The following is a 16,170-nucleotide window of genomic DNA, read 5'->3' as shown; positions in this document are numbered from 1 at the left end:
TTGTTTAATATGGCGGAGAGTGAGGGATTCGAACCCCCGGTGGGTTTGACCCCACGTCTGATTTCAAGTCAGGTGCATTAAACCGGGCTCTGCCAACTCTCCTGAAGTGCTGCGTATGTTAATGATATTTTTATGACTGTAAAGCTAAAAATGAAAAAAGTTGTTTAAGTGCCCATATTTCAAGCAAATACATCAAAAGTTACACAATTAAGCTGCTTTTATCGTCACCTGACATCAAATTCATATGAAACCACTTGAAAATGGGAACTAAAAGCCATACAACATACACTAAATAATTGTGTACCATTTCGGTCATATAAGTCCTATTGGAGGAAACAATGGATCAACGTTCGATGTATTCTAGTGCATCTCAACCATCGGTATTGCAAACGAACAAGGTTCTACGCAACACCTATATGCTGCTTGCGATGACACTAGCGTTTAGTGCGGTTTGTGCTGGTGTAGCAATGGCAGTAGGTATTTCTCCTATGATGTCACTTGGTATGACCATTGGCGCATTAATCACACTTTTTGTTGTGCAGAAAAAAGCTGACTCTGCATCTGGTATTTACTGGGTATTTGCATTCACTGGTTTGATGGGTGCTTCACTAGGCTATACCTTACAATACTACCTTGCTGTTGGTGGTCCAGGCCTTATTATGGAAGCACTAGGTGCGACTGCACTTGTGTTCTTTGCGTTATCAGGGTACGCACTAACCACTAAGAAAGACTTCTCATTTATGGGTGGCTTCTTGGTTGTTGGACTGGTTGTCGTATTGGTAGCAGCAATTGCAAACATCTTCTTTGCAGTACCGGCTGTTAGCCTAGCGATTAGCGCTGCAATTGTGTTTATCATGTCTGGTTTTATTCTTTTCGACACTAGCCGTATTATCTACGGTGGCGAAACCAACTATATTCGCGCAACAGTTGCGCTATACTTGAACATCTACAATTTGTTCACGTCAATCCTTCACCTTCTAGGTGCTTTTGGTGGCGACGATTAATTGCTTGTTTAAGGTTTAAGAATAAACACCCCTTAATCGGGGTGTTTTTGTTTGTATGACAGAATATTCAGTACTTATTACCACATCACCCTTTCATGGCGATACCGCCATACGGGCGCTTGCATTCATAAAGGCGGCTATTGCCAACGGCGATAGTATTAATAACGTATTCTTTTATGGCGATGGCGTGTATCACACCAACAGCCTTATGTTGCACACTGGTGACTCTCACTTCGCCTATGGCGAGTGGGAAAACCTTGCCAATCGCCATAGCATACAACTGTTGGTGTGCATAACCGCTGCTGTCAAACGCGGTATAGTCAGTCAGCAAGAAGCAGATGCAAACGGCATTAACTTTTCTAATTTAAATGCGCCTTTTCAGCAAGCGGGTTTGGGGGAGTTTTTCACTACGCTCCATGAATGTGAAAAACTGGTGCAGTTCTAATGGCAACTCTATTAATACGATTTACGCAAACACCCTATTCAAGTGCGACTAGCCACGACGGCTTAGATTTTGCCCTGGCAGCGACAAACTATGGTCACGAGGTAAAAATACTGTTTGAAAACCAAGCAGTACTACAGTTGGTCAAAACTGAATCTGCAAATGGACTTAAAAACCATAGTAAGCGTTTAGCCTCTATGCCCTTTTTCGATATTGAAGACTGTTATGTGTGTAAAGACAGTGCCGACACACTGAGTATCGTAAACGCAGTGGACAATAGAGCACTGTTTGAAGAACTTGAGTGCCAATGGGTGTCCGCGTCTGAAAAACTAGCGCTTATTCAAAGCGCAGACCATGTGGTGACGTTTTAATGTTGTTTTTAATCACTCGTACTCATCTTACACCAGCAGATCAATTACTGCTTGAGGCAGCATGTTCTCAGCCCGAATCAACGTCGGTGGTCTGCAGCGGTGACGGCGTGCATACCCTCATGTTGCACAGCACCTTTTTTGAAACGCTGCTAAGCGTGACAAGTGCTAGTGTTAAACTCTATGCACTTAGCGATGATGTAGCCTGCCGAGGTGCTATCTTACCGGTAGGTATTACTCCAATTTCAAATCAAGAATTCGCTGCATTGTCGGCAGCACATCAACAATGGGTAACTCTGTAATGACGCAAGAGACTTTCAGCTTTTCATATAACGGAAAAAACATCACCACAGATAAGGCTGGCTATCTGCTGGACTACACGCAGTGGGATGAAGGTATGGTTGAATTACTTGCACAAGAAGAAAACATTGAACTGACTGATGCTCACTGGGAAGTTGTACGTTTCGTACGTGCTTTTTACGAAGAGTACGAAACTAGCCCGGCAATTCGCGCATTAGTTAAAGCCATGGCAAACAAGTTTGGACCTGAGAAAGGCAATAGCCGCTATCTTCAAAGACTATTTAAACGTGGACCAGCAAAACAAGCCACTAAACTTGCAGGGCTCCCAAAGCCAGCTAAATGCCTGTAATTCGGGTCATTATCTTTATGAGACGCAGGCAGAGAAAGGTTACGTGTAACCAAATAGTTACGAATAACCTATTGCAGTCACTCTATTTCCAACGACGCACTTAAGGAATGAGGCTCGCTTAGAGGCTCTGCGCCTTTAAAGGTTTTTACCTTCGTCACTTTCAGGTCACAATAAATGCGAGGTGTTGCGAGAAGTTGTTCTACCTCGTAGTTAGCATCGCCATGAAGCCAAGCTTCTATTTTAGCTCTATCATGCGGTAAAAAGCATGGAATGGACTTCTCATGAAACTGGCTAAACCCGTCTATGGGCGGGCGTGTGATTACAGCACAAGAATACAAACCATTGCTGAAAATGCGATATACAGCGCCAAGCAGAAACGCGCCGCTTTTAGGTTCTATCAAATAGTGCGACTTACCTTTACCTAGCGTTACTGGGGTTAGACTCACCAATAGCAGTCGCAACTACAATCCCCCTACGATGAGTTATCGCCTTTTTCCAATATGGGCTATCGATGTTCCTCGCGTTAAACGTAGTGCGCTCGCCGACTTCAAGATTTTCGCCATTAGGTTTAGCATCAAACCACCAAGTAGCATCAATCGTTTTTGATGGGCTAACAATTAGATTGGTAATGCGTTTACTGGCAGTTTTACCAAACGCAGGATAGAAATTGATGACGTTGCCACTAGCCTTTTCATCATTAAAAAGCGGGATGGTTTCCTGTAACCCTACTTCTTCCAATAAAGCAATGACGGCTGGAGAGTCTGTAACACGCTGAATAAATCCACACATATTGCCCCCCATTCCCTCTCTACTGCGCTTTTAGTACTACTCGCCAGTTAGAAATAAACGCGTCGTGCTTTGACGCTAAATCGTTAATCCAAAACATGGTGATATCCATGTTTTTTTCGAAAAGATAGCTGCTGACGCGCATTCTTAGAGAGTGAACATTGGCATCATGCAACACTATGCTTTTTGTATACGTGCTTGGCGCAGCGTTAGTGAGCTCAGCACGCATATCTGTTAATGCGACCTCACCGTCAACATGAATCTCATATTCCAAAGTATGGAATGCCGCCGTATCAATTCCCGAATCAGCTAACAGAGAAACCTTTGCCGAAATTGTCTCTGTACTTAACGTATCACGCATTTGCTTAATTGAACCCGTTTATCACTGTCTAATGTAGTGGCGAAGATTAAAACACAGATTAGTACCTAAGAAGAAGAGATAATAGGTATTATCACTAGCTATTGTTTGGCCACAAGAAAGATGGCCAGTTGTCCTCATAGCAAATTTTCATTGTTTCAACTCTTAAGTGTATAAGCAAAACCGCTCATGCACTATGGCGTTAGTACAAACATCCGCGCCGCCACTTTAATCGAATCTAAATTAGGTTGCTACACGCTAACTTGCTTAGTGTGAGTTGGATGCCCGCACAAGGCGCTTTTTACTTATGTGCTCCCACAACACGTTAACCACTAAAAGTAAGAAACCCGCGAAAAAGCTTAGCCCACCAAAATCCAGGTACCTGAAGTTACCGTGCATTTCGTATTGTTGATCAAAGTTTGCGCCTTTTAATGTGGGAATTAAGATATCGATTATTCACATGCCGAAGAATACACTTGATAGTGCAAAGGCAAACAACCACGCATATTTAACGATAAAATTTAAACTCATGTTTTCAACAGAGCTATTGTTCTGTAATTCCAAGGGCGAAACACCAAACACGGACGACAATGCTTTTGTTGTTTCAAGAGACGCTATACCGCTTTTTTCTACCCGTTGGATAGTCCTCACACTCAAGCCACTTGCAGAGGCCAGTTCCTCTTGGCTCCAGCATTTGTTTGACCTTAATGTTAGGATTTTGCTTGTGTTAAGTTTCACTTCGTTACTCATTTATTTGCCTTACTCGGTGGTTCAAAGTAAAGCGATATTAATAGAAATTCAGCACCTAGATCCTGACACCTAAGCGCGGCACACTAGCGACACGCCCATGACATTAACACGACATTAGCCTGCCATAGCCACGACAGTGAGCTTGTATTGTCATAATTTATGGGATTTAACGTATACGCTAACATAGTTAATCGCCTCCACCACCTCCGCCATCTGAGAAGCCGCCACCATCGCCCATCGATGAAAAGCTGCTATCGTAAGTCGATAGCGCATCAAGGTTTGAAAAACTAAACCCATTAGTATTGTTAAAACACACTTGCGATACTTCTTCTCGTATCGAATTATAATCACATGGCGCATCAAGCTCATGTTGAATCGTGTTGAACTCGGTAGGTGTGCAAAACATGGCGTAGGCGAAAACCAAGTCGTTCGGCGATGAACTGGGCTTACGATATTTACGAAAAGTCTCTCTGGCTGCTCGTTTAACCTGCCCTTGAGAGTAGTATTCTTTTTCCCAAACAGCGCCACTAGTTTTTTAGGAAGCTTTCTTGCTAAGTTCTTTATCGTTCGCTTTCGCTTAAAGTTTTCGAACATACTCAATCCCTCGTAAAACGTTTCTCAATGTACTCAATATTACGTTAGCACAATGGCAGGATAAACACGGCTAATCAATGCCCGGCCTACATTTTTGATTAGCACAACAACGGGCCCAACGAGCATAAAAAAAGCCCAGCGGTGTATCCGATGAGCTTTAATATTATCCACTACGTGCTGGTAACCGAGTTACATTACGTCAGCACGTTTTAGTATTTAGTGGCGCGCCGTGTTACTGCGCTTTGATAACTTCTTGGCCATTCATGTAAGGAACAAGCGCTTTAGGCACCGTCACGCTACCGTCAGCTTGTTGGTTGTTCTCTAGTATTGCAACTAAAGTACGACCAACCGCAAGGCCAGAACCATTTAGTGTATGCAGCAATTCTGGTTTGTTCGTCTCAGGATTACGGAAACGAGCTTGCATACGACGCGCTTGGAAGTCCAACATGTTTGAACATGATGAAATTTCGCGATAAGTATCTTGCGCAGGTAACCACACTTCTAAGTCGTATGTTTTGCATGCACCAAAGCCCATGTCACCAGTACATAGCAATACCTTGCGATATGGCAATTCTAGCTTTTGTAAAATAACCTCTGCATGGCCTGTAAGCGCTTCTAGGGCATCAAAGCTCTCTTCTGGCTTAACCAGTTGAACCAGCTCTACCTTATCAAATTGGTGTTGACGAATAAGACCGCGAGTATCTCGACCATATGAACCTGCTTCAGAACGGAAGCACGGTGTGTGCGCCGTCATTTTCACAGGCAGTGATTTGGCATCAAGAATTTCGTCACGCGCGATATTCGTAAGCGGCACTTCAGCGGTCGGAATAAGGCTTAAACCTTGGCCTTCTTCGGTGGCAGGTTTTGTGTGAAAAAGATCTTCACCAAACTTCGGCAACTGGCCTGTACCGTAAAGGCTATCTGCATTTACCAAATAAGGTACATACATTTCTTGGTAGCCGTGCTCTTGGGTATGCGTGTCTAACATAAACTGCGCAATAGCGCGGTTTAAGCGCGCAATATCGCCTCGCATCACCACAAAGCGACTTCCCGTTAGCTTGCTCGCGGTGGCAAAATCTAAACCGTTGTTAAGGCCTTCCGCTATATCAACGTGGTCTTTAACTTCAAAATCGAATACACGTGGCTCACCCCAACGCGAAATCTCAACATTGTCGTCCTCGTCCTTACCTTCTGGCACAGACTCGTCGGGCAAGTTAGGAATGCCTTGCGTAAACGTATTAATGTCTTCTAGTAATTGGGTAAGCTCTGCTTTTGCAGAATCCAACTCATCGCCAAGCTTACCAACTTCAGCAAGTAAAGGGGCAATATCTTCGCCTTGTGCTTTCGCTTTACCAATGGATTTACTTCGTACGTTGCGTTCGTTTTGCAGATCCTGTGTTCTGGACTGAAGTGTTTTTCTTTTTCTTCAAGCGAACTGAAAGTTGCTACATCGAGGTCAAAGCCACGGGCAGCCAATCGCTTAGCTGTTTGTTCTATATCGCTTCGCAAACACTTTGGATCTAACATGTGTTTCTAATTATCCTTTCATTAATTCAATTGCTAGCAACCCTGCTAATAAGCAGGCACCAACATTAAGAAATACATTTGCTATAGCTCTTTGCCATAGCCCATTTTCTAGTAACGTTAACGTTTCCACAGAGAACGTTGAGAATGTAGTAAACGCGCCAAGTAATCCAACGCCAATTAACGCTCTATACGGTGAATCGGCCAAATCATGGCGTTCTATAAAGCCGTACAAAATCGCCAAAGCGAACGACCCTACAACATTCACGGCTAGTGTACCAAACGGCAAGTGTTTTCCAAATAAGGAATCTACCGTAGTTGTAACAAAATACCGCAAACAAGCGCCTGTTGCCCCGCCAGCGGCAATAAAACAATACAAGGCTATCCCTTGAGGCACGATGTTACTCCCCACTCTTTTGTTTTTGTTTGTTTATTAGGCACAAAAGTACATAAGCGCACAATACCTGTACACAACACTTTACCGTTTATTAGGTCTTTCTGTTAGTACTTTGTGCATTAAGTGAATCGAGGTAGTCTCGTTTTGCTTTTAATGCTTTTTCTAAGCCGCGTTCGTTAGGGTTGTACAAGCGCTGAGGACCAATTGACTCTGGAAAGTAGGTTTCTCCTGCAGCAAACGCGTTTGGTTCATTGTGTGCGTAACGATAGCCATCACCGTGCCCTAACTCTTTCATCAAACTTGTAGGCGCATTTCTTAAGTGCATTGGCACCGGAGCATCTGATGTTTTTCTGGCCAGCGCTTTAGCGTCATTAAACGCCATGTATACAGCATTGCTTTTTGCTGCAAGTGCACAATAGACCGCAGCCTGGGCAATAGCTCGTTCACCCTCTGCAGGGCCAACGCGATGAAATGTATCCCACGCATTAATGCACAACTGCATCGCGCGAGGGTCAGCATTACCGATATCTTCTGACGCTATAGCCAGTAAACGCCTTCCAACGTATAACGCATCACCGCCACCGTCGAGGATCCTTGCATACCAGTAAAGTGCAGCATCAGGATCTGAACCGCGCACTGACTTATGAAAAGCCGATATCAAATCGTAGAAGGTGTCGCCCTTATTGTCATAGCTTGCCACCTTCTGTCCAACGGCTTGCTCAATATCAGCAATTGAAATACTCGTGCCATCAGTAAAGTCAGCAGAAAGCTCTAAATACGTTAAAAGTCGCCTTGCGTCACCACCACTAAGCTCGATTAGCGCAGACTTAGCGCTATCTTCGATGCGCAACGTACGCTGCCCTAGCCCTTTACTATCATCTGTTAAAGCGCGTTCAACTAGAGCATCCAAAGCGTCTTGCTCAAGAGGCTTGAGCACATAAACCCGTACGCGCGAAAGCAGCGCGTTATTGAGTTCGAAAGACGGGTTTTCAGTGGTAGCACCAATAAAAGTAACCACGCCCGATTCTACAAATGGCAAGAAAGCATCTTGCTGGCTCTTGTTGAAGCGGTGTACTTCATCAACAAATAACAACGTACGTTGGTTATATCGCGCATTTTCTTCAGCGGTGTCCATTGCCGCACGAATATCTTTTACGCCTGATGTTACCGCCGAGATGCGCAGCACAGAGGCATTTGTGTATTGCGCGATAAGCTCTGCAAGGGTCGTTTTTCCCATACCCGGCGGGCCCCACAGGATCATTGAATGACAATGACCAGCCTCAAGCATTTTTCTCAATGGCTTGTCATGCCCTAAAAGGTGGTCTTGGCCGCTATATTCCTCAATAGAGGTGGGACGCATGCGCGCCGCTAAAGGCGCGTATAACGAATTAGATTGACTCATTGGCAATGGGCATCAACGTTGGTCATCAATAATGAAGCTGTCTGGGATCGCTACCGTAAATGTATCGGCCGCAAGAGGAAAGCGAGTTTCGATATCTTTGAACACTAATGTGCTTATTTGCTGTTGAGCATCTAGCATATTCAGTGCTGCTAACTCATTGTTCTGATTAAACGTCAGCGTTAGCGCAGAAATTTGACCGCCCAATTCTTTGGGCGTTACTTGAAAACTGCTTAATTGTTTCGCAACGTCATCACCTTCAACACTAGAGGTATCTACTTTACGAATATTGAATTTATTCCACGTGGCGATATCGCTTGCCGTCAACAGTACAATGGGATTGTCTTCGACAGCCTTTGACTGCGATAGCACGGTGACTTGCTCGACAAATGAGTCAACATTCCACACCGATTCCCCATCAGCAATCAAGAGGGTTTCATCTGGAAATGTCGTTTCCCAACGTAACTTATTCGGACGCGTCATGGTGAGTACACCTTGAGCCTCGTGGACAATATTTTGATCTGCATCCACAACGGTTTGTGCAAAGTCCGCCCTAAATTGCTTCATATCGCTTAATAGCGACTGCAGTGCTACCTCGGCTGTATTCGCAATATTATTCTCGGCAGCAGCTACTTGGTTATTTGCTTCTGTCGCTATCGCGCCATCAACAGATGTCGACGTTTGATTAGCGTACGCTGCGCCATATAAAGCCGGTAAGGTGGCAAGAAGAAAAACTGATACTGCTTTTTTCATCGCTCTATTCCATGTTTATTCTTTGTGGGCTGGTGGCGCTAGTACTTCGCGATTACCGTTATGCCCCTGTGCACTTACGACCCCACTCATCTCCATTTGTTCCACTAGACGAGCCGCTCTATTGTAACCAATTCTGAATTTACGCTGCACGCTGCTCACACTCGCGCGTCTTGTCTCGGTCACAAACGCTACTGCTTCATCGTAAAAAGCATCAAATTCCTGATCTTCACCTTCAGGCTGCTCACCCGGCAACAGCACTTCTGCAGATGCTTCGCCATTTAAGATCTCGTCGATATATTCAGGTTCCCCACGCTTTTGCCAATCCGCAACAACAGCATGTACCTCATGGTCGTCAACAAAGGCACCGTGCACGCGAGTAGGGACAGGGCTACCAGGCGGTAGATAAAGCATGTCACCCATTCCAAGTAGCGTTTCAGCACCTTGCTGGTCAAGTATGGTGCGAGAATCAATTTTACTCGACACTTGGAAAGCAATTCTGGTCGGGATATTCGCCTTAATCAGGCCAGTAATTACGTCGACAGATGGTCTTTGCGTTGCAAGAATAAGGTGGATACCCGCCGCACGTGCCTTCTGAGCAATACGCGCAATAAGTTCTTCTACTTTCTTGCCTACAATCATCATCATGTCGGCAAATTCATCAACCACGACCACTATGGCGGGAAGCTTCTCTAAGTCTGGCGCCTCAGCATCCATACTTTCCTCGTTCTTCCAAAGAGGATCTTTAATTGGTGTCCCGTTGGCGATGGCTTCCGTCACTTTGGCGTTATAACCTTTTAGATTACGCACACCAAGAGCACTCATGAGGCGATAGCGACGTTCCATTTCACCTACACACCAGCGAAGGGCATTAGCCGCTTCTTTCATGTCGGTTACGACTTCCGCCAACAAGTGTGGAATGCCTTCATATACTGAAAGCTCAAGCATTTTCGGGTCAATCATAATCATGCGTACGTCTTCCGGCGTGCTCTTATAAAGCAAGCTCAGGATCATGACATTTACACCCACTGACTTACCAGAACCTGTGGTACCTGCTACTAATAAATGTGGCATTTTCGCCAGGTCAACCACCACAGGTTTACCTGAAATGTCCGCACCTAGTACCATGGTTAATGGGGACTTGTTCGATTGGAACGTGTCACAGCTTATGACTTCGCTTAATCGCACCATTTCGCGTTTTTTGTTGGGTAGTTCTAACCCAATAACAGATTTACCAGGTATAACCTCAACAACACGCACCGAAATTGCCGACATTGCACGCGCCAAATCTTTAGACAGCCCCGTAATTTTGCTTACCTTAACACCCGGTGCTAAGTCTAATTCGAATCGAGTTATAACAGGACCCGGGAATACACCAACAACGGTAGCTTCAATATTAAAGTCAGCCAGTTTTTCTTCTACAAGTCGCGAAATTCCCTCTATTTCTTCTTGAGTTAGTGGGTTTTCGTGTTTGTCTGCACGTTCAAGTAGATCAAACGAAGGCATAGGAGGTAAATCAGGGTCGATATCCCCTGCCCTCGCCTTAACAGGTTTTGCACCCAACGCTGCCGGAGTAAAACTTGCCGCGGTATTCGCCGCTACTGGTGCAGGAGATTCATCTTTATCAGCTACAGGCGCGTTCGTTTGGTTGATTTGTGTATCTGGCATTTCAGATACAGTGCTTGCTACCTCACTAGGCTGTGGCTTAGACCCAGTTTCATAAGGCATATCCTTATTAAACTCTTCAAGGTCGTCAAAGTTAATGTGCGGGCTTTGTTGTACTTTGGCTTCATCTGAAGAAAGCTCGATTGATACTTCCTCATTAGGCTTATTCATACCCACTTTGTCTTTTATGCTACCTGTGACCGCTTCGCGCATACTTGAAAATGAGAAGCCTGGCTTTTTCGTGGGCACGTCATCGACTTCTGCTTGCTCTGCAGTAGCGTCATCATTTGTCGCCGCCGAAGTCTTTGTCGGCTCAGCACTTGGTTCACTGTACGTGTAAAACGGTGATTCATCGTCTGCGTCATCGATAGAGAACGTCGGTTCACTTCGCAATGTACGGCGGTTTTCAGCGTTACTATTGGTTGTGTCTTGTTGTTCACTTTCAAGCGGCGGCTCTGCTCGCATTGAAGTGATATCAAGTTCAGCAGGAGGCACTTGACTATCTTCCTTACTAGATAGTGCTAATTTAGGCATATCTAACGCAAGGAGACTTTGTGGAACCGATACGGTCTTTTTGAAAAACCAGAGTGTTCCCTCGCCGACTTTATCTACAATAGTTAACCAACTAATACCAGTCAGCAAAGTGAAGCCTGTACAGAAAAAGCAAAGCAGCAATAAGATAGTACCAGCGGTGTTGAAATAAGGCACAAGCGCAGAACTAATGACATCGCCCACAAATCCGCCCGCTGAAAAATTGAAGACATCATTAAAGTTTATGCTTGCGATCCCAGTGGTGCCAAGTGCCATTAGCAAGCCACCCACAATGCGTAAACCAATAGTGAGATAGTCGAACTCGTCCAACTCTTTGATGTGTTGGAAAAGAAACCAGCCAAGAAACGCCGCGCCGAAAGGTAACAGGTATGCAAGGTACCCAAATGTAAAAAGAAGCAAGTCAGCAATCCACGCACCTAGGTGGCGCCAACCCAATTGTGAACGTCTAGTTGTAAACCAGCTTGGCTCCAACCTGGATCGCCTGGATGAAAAGATGCAAGTGCCAGCAATAAGAAAAAGGCGAAAACACAGGCTATTATCATACCTGCTTCCCACACTCGCTGGACTCCTGTTAATCGCGCCATAACCCTAAAAACCTTCAATTAACGCTTTGCTTTATACATGTCGACATGCACAAACAAAATAAACACAGTGACAAAAGGCTTAGCGAACCTTCTGTGTTCCCTACTTTTATTATTGTTCTACTGCTTTATTATTAAGCTTTGATGTGTCATATACCAACACCGTATTCCTTTGGTGTTATACAAACACTGTATTTTTGCACAGCCTACCACAAAACCTATTAATTCAGCCACGCTTTCGTTACTTCAAATTTATGCGCAGCGACGACGTGCTCTTAACTTCTTCCATTACAACGTAGGTTCGAGATTCGCTCACGCCGGGCAATCGCAAGAGTGTATCCCCCAATAATTTACGATAACTGCCCATATCAGCTACTCGCGCTTTCAGTAAGAAATCGAAGTCTCCAGAAACCAAGTGGCACTCTTGAATATCGTCATGCAAGCGTACAGCAGCAGAAAATTCTGCAAATATATCTACTGATGTTTTGGTTAATGTAATCTCAACAAAGACCAACATCGCTGCCCCAAGTTTTTCAGGATCAACCAAAGCGTGATACCCTTTTATATATCCTTGGCTTTCTAAACGCTTGACTCTCTCGAGGCATGGGCTGGGACTAAGGCCTACTTCTTTTGCAAGTTCCACGTTCGATATACGGCCATTTTTCTGCAATTGAACCAAGATATTTCTGTCTATTCGGTCAAGGTGCTTAGGCGTTTTCACCAGCATATTTTATATTCCAAAACTGCACATTAACCATATTATATTCTAACAATAGCCATTCTTCAGCAGATAGTTCGCTTTTTATTATCGTATACTCGCCGCATAAACACCCTTGTCAAAAGAGGGCTTGTGATTTTTTACCGTTCCACCCTACGCGTAATAGTCCACAGTCCCTACATGATACTTATTCAACACGAGCCATTAAGAAGCTCACACAATAATAGAGGATTACGCATGTTAGTTGGTGTACCAAAAGAGATTAAGAACCACGAGTACCGCGTTGGCCTAACGCCTGCAGCAGTAAAAGAGTTTGTTAGCCACGGTCACAATGTACTGGTAGAAACGAAAGCGGGCGACGCAATTGGTTTCACTGACGAGATGTATATCGAAGCAGGCGCTGCAATTGCATCTTCTGCTGAGCAGGTTTTTGCAGAAGCAGAAATGATTGTTAAGGTAAAAGAGCCACAGCCTAATGAATGCAAAATGTTGCGCAAAGGCCAAACGCTTTACACCTATTTGCACCTAGCACCAGACCCAACACAAACCAAATTGCTTGTTGAATCCGGCGCAACATGTATCGCTTACGAAACAGTTACTGATGACAGAGGTGGTCTTCCATTACTTGCGCCAATGAGCGAAGTAGCAGGACGTATGTCGGTACAGGCAGGCGCGCATTATCTAGAAAAAGCACACGGTGGTAGCGGCACCCTACTTGGCGGCGTCCCTGGTGTTGCTCCAGGTAAAGTACTTGTCATTGGTGGCGGTGTTGTTGGTATAAACGCGGCTAAAATGGCACTTGGTCTTGGTGCAGATGTCACTATCCTAGACCGTTCATTACCGCGTTTACGCCAGTTAGACGATATTTTTAACGGCCAAGTGAAAACAGTTTATTCAACAGTAGACGCTATTGAACATTACTCTTCAAAAGCGGACCTCGTGGTAGGTGCTGTACTTATTCCTGGTGCAGCAGCACCAAAATTGCTATCGCGTGAGCACATTGCAGCAATGAAGCCAGGTTCAGTACTTGTTGATGTTGCAATTGACCAAGGCGGATGTTTCGAAACGTCTAAAGCAACTACACACCAAGACCCAGTTTACATGGTTGATGACGTTGTGCACTACTGTGTTGCAAACATGCCAGGCGGCGTAGCACGTACATCAACAATGGCACTTAACAACGCAACATTACCGTTTGGCCTAGCGCTTGCCAACAAAGGCCCAGCGAAGGCCATGCTAGACGACAAACACTTACTTAACGGCCTAAATGTGCACGAAGGTAAAGTAACGTATAAAGCGGTTGTTGATGCGCTAGGTGAAGAATTAGGTCTAACTTACACGCCAGCTGAAGTTGCACTTAAAGGCGAATAATTACGTATAGATTGAACATCTACAGCGCCAAAAAAAGCTCGGAGCATGGTAACCATGTCCGAGCTTTTTAATTTCTTTGTTTAATAAAGTCTATCTTGAGCGTATTAAGCACTTATCGATGCATTCACATCTTTTAACACAGCGATAGGATCGTCAGCTTTGGTAATGGGACGTCCCATTACTAGGTAACTTACGCCGGCTTTCATCGCATCCGGTGGCGTCATCACACGTTTCTGGTCGCCCGCATCTGCGCCCAAAGGTCGTATTCCCGGTGTGACCAATAAAAAGTCTTCGCTGTGACTGTTTCGAAGAGCCTCTGCTTCTTTTGCCGAACACACGATACCATCTAATCCAGCTTTTGCGGTTAGGTTAGCTAAGCGTAGTACTTGTTCTTCTGGCGTAACATTTGAAATGACGTCTGATAATTGTGCCTCATCCATACTGGTAAGCACCGTTACCGCAATGAGTTTAGTAGAAGGATGGCGACTATTGGCTATCGCTTCTTTTGCTGCTTGCATCATTGGGATACCGCCAGAAGCATGCACATTAACCATCCACACACCTAATTCAGCGGCCGCTTTACATGCCTTGGCCACGGTGTTTGGAATATCGTGGAATTTAAGGTCAAGAAATACGTCAAAGCCCTTTGCAACAAGCGCTTTAACAAACTCTGGACCAAACAGTGTGAACATTTCTTTGCCCACTTTTAGTTTACATAAGCTTGGATCTAGCTTGTCTATAAAAGCGAATGCCTTATCTTTATTGTCATAATCTAAGGCAACAATTACGCGTGGGTCTTGCATGCTTACTTATTCTCCGTCTAGCCCTTTAATTGGCTTTACCACGCCCCACTTTTTACAACTGGGGCATAACCAGTACAACTTTCGACCAGAGAAGCCACAACTATGACAGCGATATTTAGGACGCTGCAACATTTGCTTCTCTACTAATTCTTTTAATAAACGCAAACTGTCAGCCGTTGTCTGATCAGACAGTTGGTCAATGTACAACCCCATCAGGGTCTTAAATCCGCGCATCGTTGGGCGCTTTCGCAATTGTTCTAGCAAGTACTCAGCGGCTTGGGCAGTGTCTCCTCGCTTCAGCAGCACGTCTACCATGGCCAAATAAGATGTCGCGCATTCCTGCCAATGCAATTCTAGGTTTTGTTGAAACGCTTCCCAATCGCCAGTTTCTTCAGCTATTTTCTCTAAACTGGGAACGGCCTCACTAAACCAGTTAATATCTCGCTCTGCCACTTGGGTAAGATAGGCATTGGCATCGGTATAGCGTTTCTGGTTTAGCGATATTTCACCTAGCATCAGCCAAGGTCTTACCGCATGCTCATCAGCATTCACAGCTTTTTGCAAAAGCGTAAGTGCAGCGCCTTGGCTTTCGTTTTTAAGCTCAACAGCGGCTTGTTCACAATAGAAATGGGCCAGACGTTCACAAACGTCATCGTTATCGCCATGACACTGCACCATGCGCTCTGCCAGTTCAATAGCCCGCTCCCACTCTTTGGTGGTTTGGTAAATGCTAAACAACTGTTGTTGCGCAACTAAATAGTGCTTTTCGCTGTTAAGTAGTTGCAAAAAAGCGTTTTCAGCACGCTCGAGAAAACCAGCTTGGGTGTAATCGTGCCCTAGCTCTCGCAAGGCATTTTCACGCTGGGCTGGCTGGAGTTCTTCTCGACTAACGAGGTTTTGGTGGACTTTAATTGCGCGGTCTATTTCACCTCGGTGACGAAAGAAGCTTCCCATAGCAATGTGTGTTTCCACCGTATCACTGTTTACGTTAATCATCTTTATCAGTGTGTCTACGGCTTTGTCGGGCTGGTCAGATAAAAGGAAATTAAGGCCCTTGTAGTAATGCTTCGAAAGAATACTAGACTGTTTTCTTTGGGCTTGGCGGACACTATTACGGCCCATAATCCAGCCATACCCTGCCGCAACAGGTAAAAGAAGAAACAGCAGCTCAAGCATTAGTGTTGTTGTTCCAATCGCTGAATTTTAGATTGCGCTGCCATTAACTGAACGCGCAATCGCAACCAACTTATTAGCATGACGAGTATGCCAATCACTACACCAATTGCCAGTGTAATTGCGATAAGCGTAGACATGCGAATATTTGCTTGAGCAATTAAGTAATTTACAGTGACGTGTGTTTCATTAAGTGCACCGACGACGAATGCGAAGGTAAGCAACACTAAAATGAAAAGAAAAGTCAGGATCCCTTTCAACACTAAACCCTTTTTATTGATTTATT

19 protein-coding genes, 1 tRNA gene and 2 pseudogenes are annotated in these 16,170 nt (G+C 44.8%); 6 read left to right on the top strand and 16 right to left on the bottom strand.

Annotated features, from left to right (window positions below):
* Positions 1-10: 10 nt before the first annotated feature.
* A tRNA-Ser gene (locus V6N89_RS10180) sits at positions 11-102 on the bottom strand.
* Between the two features lie 236 nt (positions 103-338).
* Between V6N89_RS10180 and V6N89_RS10175 the strand changes: the two genes are divergently transcribed.
* The 5 genes from V6N89_RS10175 to V6N89_RS10155 are packed head-to-tail and all read left to right on the top strand — an operon-like array spanning position 339 to position 2,463.
* The gene (locus tag V6N89_RS10175; protein ID WP_346993726.1) at positions 339-1,004 is read left to right on the top strand and encodes a Bax inhibitor-1/YccA family protein; all 666 of its coding nucleotides are present in this window, start codon (positions 339-341) and stop codon (positions 1,002-1,004) included.
* Positions 1,005-1,059: 55 nt separating this feature from the next.
* Entirely contained in the window at positions 1,060-1,449 is a 390-nt protein-coding gene (gene tusD, locus V6N89_RS10170) for a sulfurtransferase complex subunit TusD (RefSeq protein ID WP_338517446.1), read from the top strand.
* Positions 1,449-1,817 (top strand): DsrE family protein, encoded by a 369-nt coding sequence (locus tag V6N89_RS10165; RefSeq protein WP_338517445.1) that lies wholly within the window; start codon positions 1,449-1,451, stop codon positions 1,815-1,817. Before tusD ends, V6N89_RS10165 begins: the two co-directional genes overlap by 1 nt.
* On the top strand, positions 1,817-2,116 hold the full coding sequence (locus V6N89_RS10160; RefSeq protein ID WP_338517444.1) for a DsrH/TusB family sulfur metabolism protein: 300 nt from the start codon (positions 1,817-1,819) through the stop codon (positions 2,114-2,116). The genes V6N89_RS10165 and V6N89_RS10160 overlap by 1 nt, the downstream gene beginning before the upstream one ends.
* A complete protein-coding gene (locus V6N89_RS10155; RefSeq protein ID WP_338517443.1) occupies positions 2,116-2,463 on the top strand; it encodes a TusE/DsrC/DsvC family sulfur relay protein in 348 nt (115 codons plus the stop codon). Before V6N89_RS10160 ends, V6N89_RS10155 begins: the two co-directional genes overlap by 1 nt.
* A 77-nt stretch (positions 2,464-2,540) precedes the next feature.
* On the opposite strand, the gene V6N89_RS10150 is transcribed toward V6N89_RS10155, so the two are convergent.
* The 12 genes and pseudogenes from V6N89_RS10150 to lrp all read right to left on the bottom strand — a co-directional run bounded on the left by V6N89_RS10150 (position 2,541) and on the right by lrp (position 12,546).
* Positions 2,541-2,924 (bottom strand): hypothetical protein, encoded by a 384-nt coding sequence (locus V6N89_RS10150; RefSeq protein WP_346993725.1) that lies wholly within the window; start codon positions 2,922-2,924, stop codon positions 2,541-2,543.
* A complete protein-coding gene (locus V6N89_RS10145; protein ID WP_346993724.1) occupies positions 2,881-3,252 on the bottom strand; it encodes a hypothetical protein in 372 nt (123 codons plus the stop codon). The genes V6N89_RS10150 and V6N89_RS10145 overlap by 44 nt, the downstream gene beginning before the upstream one ends.
* 19 nt (positions 3,253-3,271) lie before the next feature.
* The gene (locus V6N89_RS10140) at positions 3,272-3,610 is read right to left on the bottom strand and encodes a hypothetical protein (RefSeq protein WP_338517440.1); all 339 of its coding nucleotides are present in this window, start codon (positions 3,608-3,610) and stop codon (positions 3,272-3,274) included.
* A 453-nt stretch (positions 3,611-4,063) separates the two neighbouring features.
* The gene (locus tag V6N89_RS10135) at positions 4,064-4,357 is read right to left on the bottom strand and encodes a helix-turn-helix domain-containing protein (RefSeq protein WP_338517439.1); all 294 of its coding nucleotides are present in this window, start codon (positions 4,355-4,357) and stop codon (positions 4,064-4,066) included.
* A gap of 187 nt (positions 4,358-4,544) precedes the next feature.
* Positions 4,545-4,856, bottom strand: a pseudogene (locus V6N89_RS10130) (DUF6559 family protein); the annotation flags it as partial.
* 327 nt (positions 4,857-5,183) lie between these two features.
* Positions 5,184-6,478 (bottom strand): annotated as a pseudogene (gene serS, locus V6N89_RS10125) (serine--tRNA ligase).
* A 10-nt stretch (positions 6,479-6,488) separates the two neighbouring features.
* The gene (gene crcB, locus V6N89_RS10120) at positions 6,489-6,872 is read right to left on the bottom strand and encodes a fluoride efflux transporter CrcB (RefSeq protein WP_338517436.1); all 384 of its coding nucleotides are present in this window, start codon (positions 6,870-6,872) and stop codon (positions 6,489-6,491) included.
* Between the two features lie 91 nt (positions 6,873-6,963).
* Complete coding sequence (locus V6N89_RS10115; protein ID WP_346993723.1) at positions 6,964-8,274, bottom strand: replication-associated recombination protein A; 1,311 nt, start codon at positions 8,272-8,274, stop codon at positions 6,964-6,966.
* Positions 8,275-8,286: 12 nt separating this feature from the next.
* Positions 8,287-9,024: an outer membrane lipoprotein chaperone LolA gene (gene lolA / locus V6N89_RS10110; RefSeq protein WP_346993722.1), complete on the bottom strand. Its 738-nt coding sequence runs from the start codon at positions 9,022-9,024 to the stop codon at positions 8,287-8,289.
* A gap of 15 nt (positions 9,025-9,039) precedes the next feature.
* Positions 9,040-11,673, bottom strand: coding sequence for a DNA translocase FtsK (locus tag V6N89_RS10105; protein ID WP_338517433.1), 2,634 nt, complete (start codon positions 11,671-11,673; stop codon positions 9,040-9,042).
* Complete coding sequence (locus V6N89_RS10100) at positions 11,655-11,822, bottom strand: DNA translocase FtsK 4TM domain-containing protein (protein WP_338517432.1); 168 nt, start codon at positions 11,820-11,822, stop codon at positions 11,655-11,657. Before V6N89_RS10100 ends, V6N89_RS10105 begins: the two co-directional genes overlap by 19 nt.
* A gap of 238 nt (positions 11,823-12,060) precedes the next feature.
* The gene (gene lrp / locus V6N89_RS10095; protein WP_338517431.1) at positions 12,061-12,546 is read right to left on the bottom strand and encodes a leucine-responsive transcriptional regulator Lrp; all 486 of its coding nucleotides are present in this window, start codon (positions 12,544-12,546) and stop codon (positions 12,061-12,063) included.
* A 228-nt stretch (positions 12,547-12,774) separates the two neighbouring features.
* Between lrp and ald the strand changes: the two genes are divergently transcribed.
* Positions 12,775-13,908, top strand: coding sequence for an alanine dehydrogenase (gene ald / locus V6N89_RS10090; RefSeq protein WP_338517430.1), 1,134 nt, complete (start codon positions 12,775-12,777; stop codon positions 13,906-13,908).
* A 104-nt stretch (positions 13,909-14,012) separates the two neighbouring features.
* Here ald and pyrF read toward each other — a convergent pair whose 3' ends face one another.
* The 3 genes from pyrF to V6N89_RS10075 are packed head-to-tail and all read right to left on the bottom strand — an operon-like array spanning position 14,013 to position 16,147.
* Positions 14,013-14,711: an orotidine-5'-phosphate decarboxylase gene (gene pyrF, locus V6N89_RS10085; protein ID WP_346993721.1), complete on the bottom strand. Its 699-nt coding sequence runs from the start codon at positions 14,709-14,711 to the stop codon at positions 14,013-14,015.
* A gap of 6 nt (positions 14,712-14,717) precedes the next feature.
* On the bottom strand, positions 14,718-15,887 hold the full coding sequence (gene lapB / locus V6N89_RS10080; protein WP_338517428.1) for a lipopolysaccharide assembly protein LapB: 1,170 nt from the start codon (positions 15,885-15,887) through the stop codon (positions 14,718-14,720).
* Complete coding sequence (locus tag V6N89_RS10075) at positions 15,887-16,147, bottom strand: LapA family protein (RefSeq protein ID WP_338517427.1); 261 nt, start codon at positions 16,145-16,147, stop codon at positions 15,887-15,889. Before V6N89_RS10075 ends, lapB begins: the two co-directional genes overlap by 1 nt.
* Positions 16,148-16,170: the final 23 nt, after the last annotated feature.

The sequence above is a fragment of the Alteromonas gracilis genome, from assembly GCF_036870955.2.
GTDB classification, from domain to species: Bacteria; Pseudomonadota; Gammaproteobacteria; order Enterobacterales; family Alteromonadaceae; genus Alteromonas; species Alteromonas gracilis_A.
Note: the sequence above shows the minus strand (reverse complement) of the source record. Positions and strands in the feature narration are given on the sequence as shown.

What these genes read in the sequence shown, in the direction of transcription:
- V6N89_RS10135 (WP_338517439.1), bottom strand. Translation starts at nt 4,357, where the DNA reads ATGAGTAACGAAGTGAAACTTAACACAAGCAAAATCCTAACATTAAGG.
- ald (WP_338517430.1), top strand. Translation starts at nt 12,775, where the DNA reads ATGTTAGTTGGTGTACCAAAAGAGATTAAGAACCACGAGTACCGCGTT.
- V6N89_RS10155 (WP_338517443.1), top strand. Translation starts at nt 2,116, where the DNA reads ATGACGCAAGAGACTTTCAGCTTTTCATATAACGGAAAAAACATCACC.
- V6N89_RS10160 (WP_338517444.1), top strand. Translation starts at nt 1,817, where the DNA reads ATGTTGTTTTTAATCACTCGTACTCATCTTACACCAGCAGATCAATTA.
- tusD (WP_338517446.1), top strand. Translation starts at nt 1,060, where the DNA reads ATGACAGAATATTCAGTACTTATTACCACATCACCCTTTCATGGCGAT.
- lolA (WP_346993722.1), bottom strand. Translation starts at nt 9,024, where the DNA reads ATGAAAAAAGCAGTATCAGTTTTTCTTCTTGCCACCTTACCGGCTTTA.
- V6N89_RS10115 (WP_346993723.1), bottom strand. Translation starts at nt 8,274, where the DNA reads ATGAGTCAATCTAATTCGTTATACGCGCCTTTAGCGGCGCGCATGCGT.
- V6N89_RS10100 (WP_338517432.1), bottom strand. Translation starts at nt 11,822, where the DNA reads ATGGCGCGATTAACAGGAGTCCAGCGAGTGTGGGAAGCAGGTATGATA.
- V6N89_RS10165 (WP_338517445.1), top strand. Translation starts at nt 1,449, where the DNA reads ATGGCAACTCTATTAATACGATTTACGCAAACACCCTATTCAAGTGCG.
- pyrF (WP_346993721.1), bottom strand. Translation starts at nt 14,711, where the DNA reads ATGCAAGACCCACGCGTAATTGTTGCCTTAGATTATGACAATAAAGAT.
- V6N89_RS10145 (WP_346993724.1), bottom strand. Translation starts at nt 3,252, where the DNA reads ATGTGTGGATTTATTCAGCGTGTTACAGACTCTCCAGCCGTCATTGCT.
- V6N89_RS10140 (WP_338517440.1), bottom strand. Translation starts at nt 3,610, where the DNA reads ATGCGTGATACGTTAAGTACAGAGACAATTTCGGCAAAGGTTTCTCTG.
- V6N89_RS10175 (WP_346993726.1), top strand. Translation starts at nt 339, where the DNA reads ATGGATCAACGTTCGATGTATTCTAGTGCATCTCAACCATCGGTATTG.
- lapB (WP_338517428.1), bottom strand. Translation starts at nt 15,887, where the DNA reads ATGCTTGAGCTGCTGTTTCTTCTTTTACCTGTTGCGGCAGGGTATGGC.
- lrp (WP_338517431.1), bottom strand. Translation starts at nt 12,546, where the DNA reads ATGCTGGTGAAAACGCCTAAGCACCTTGACCGAATAGACAGAAATATC.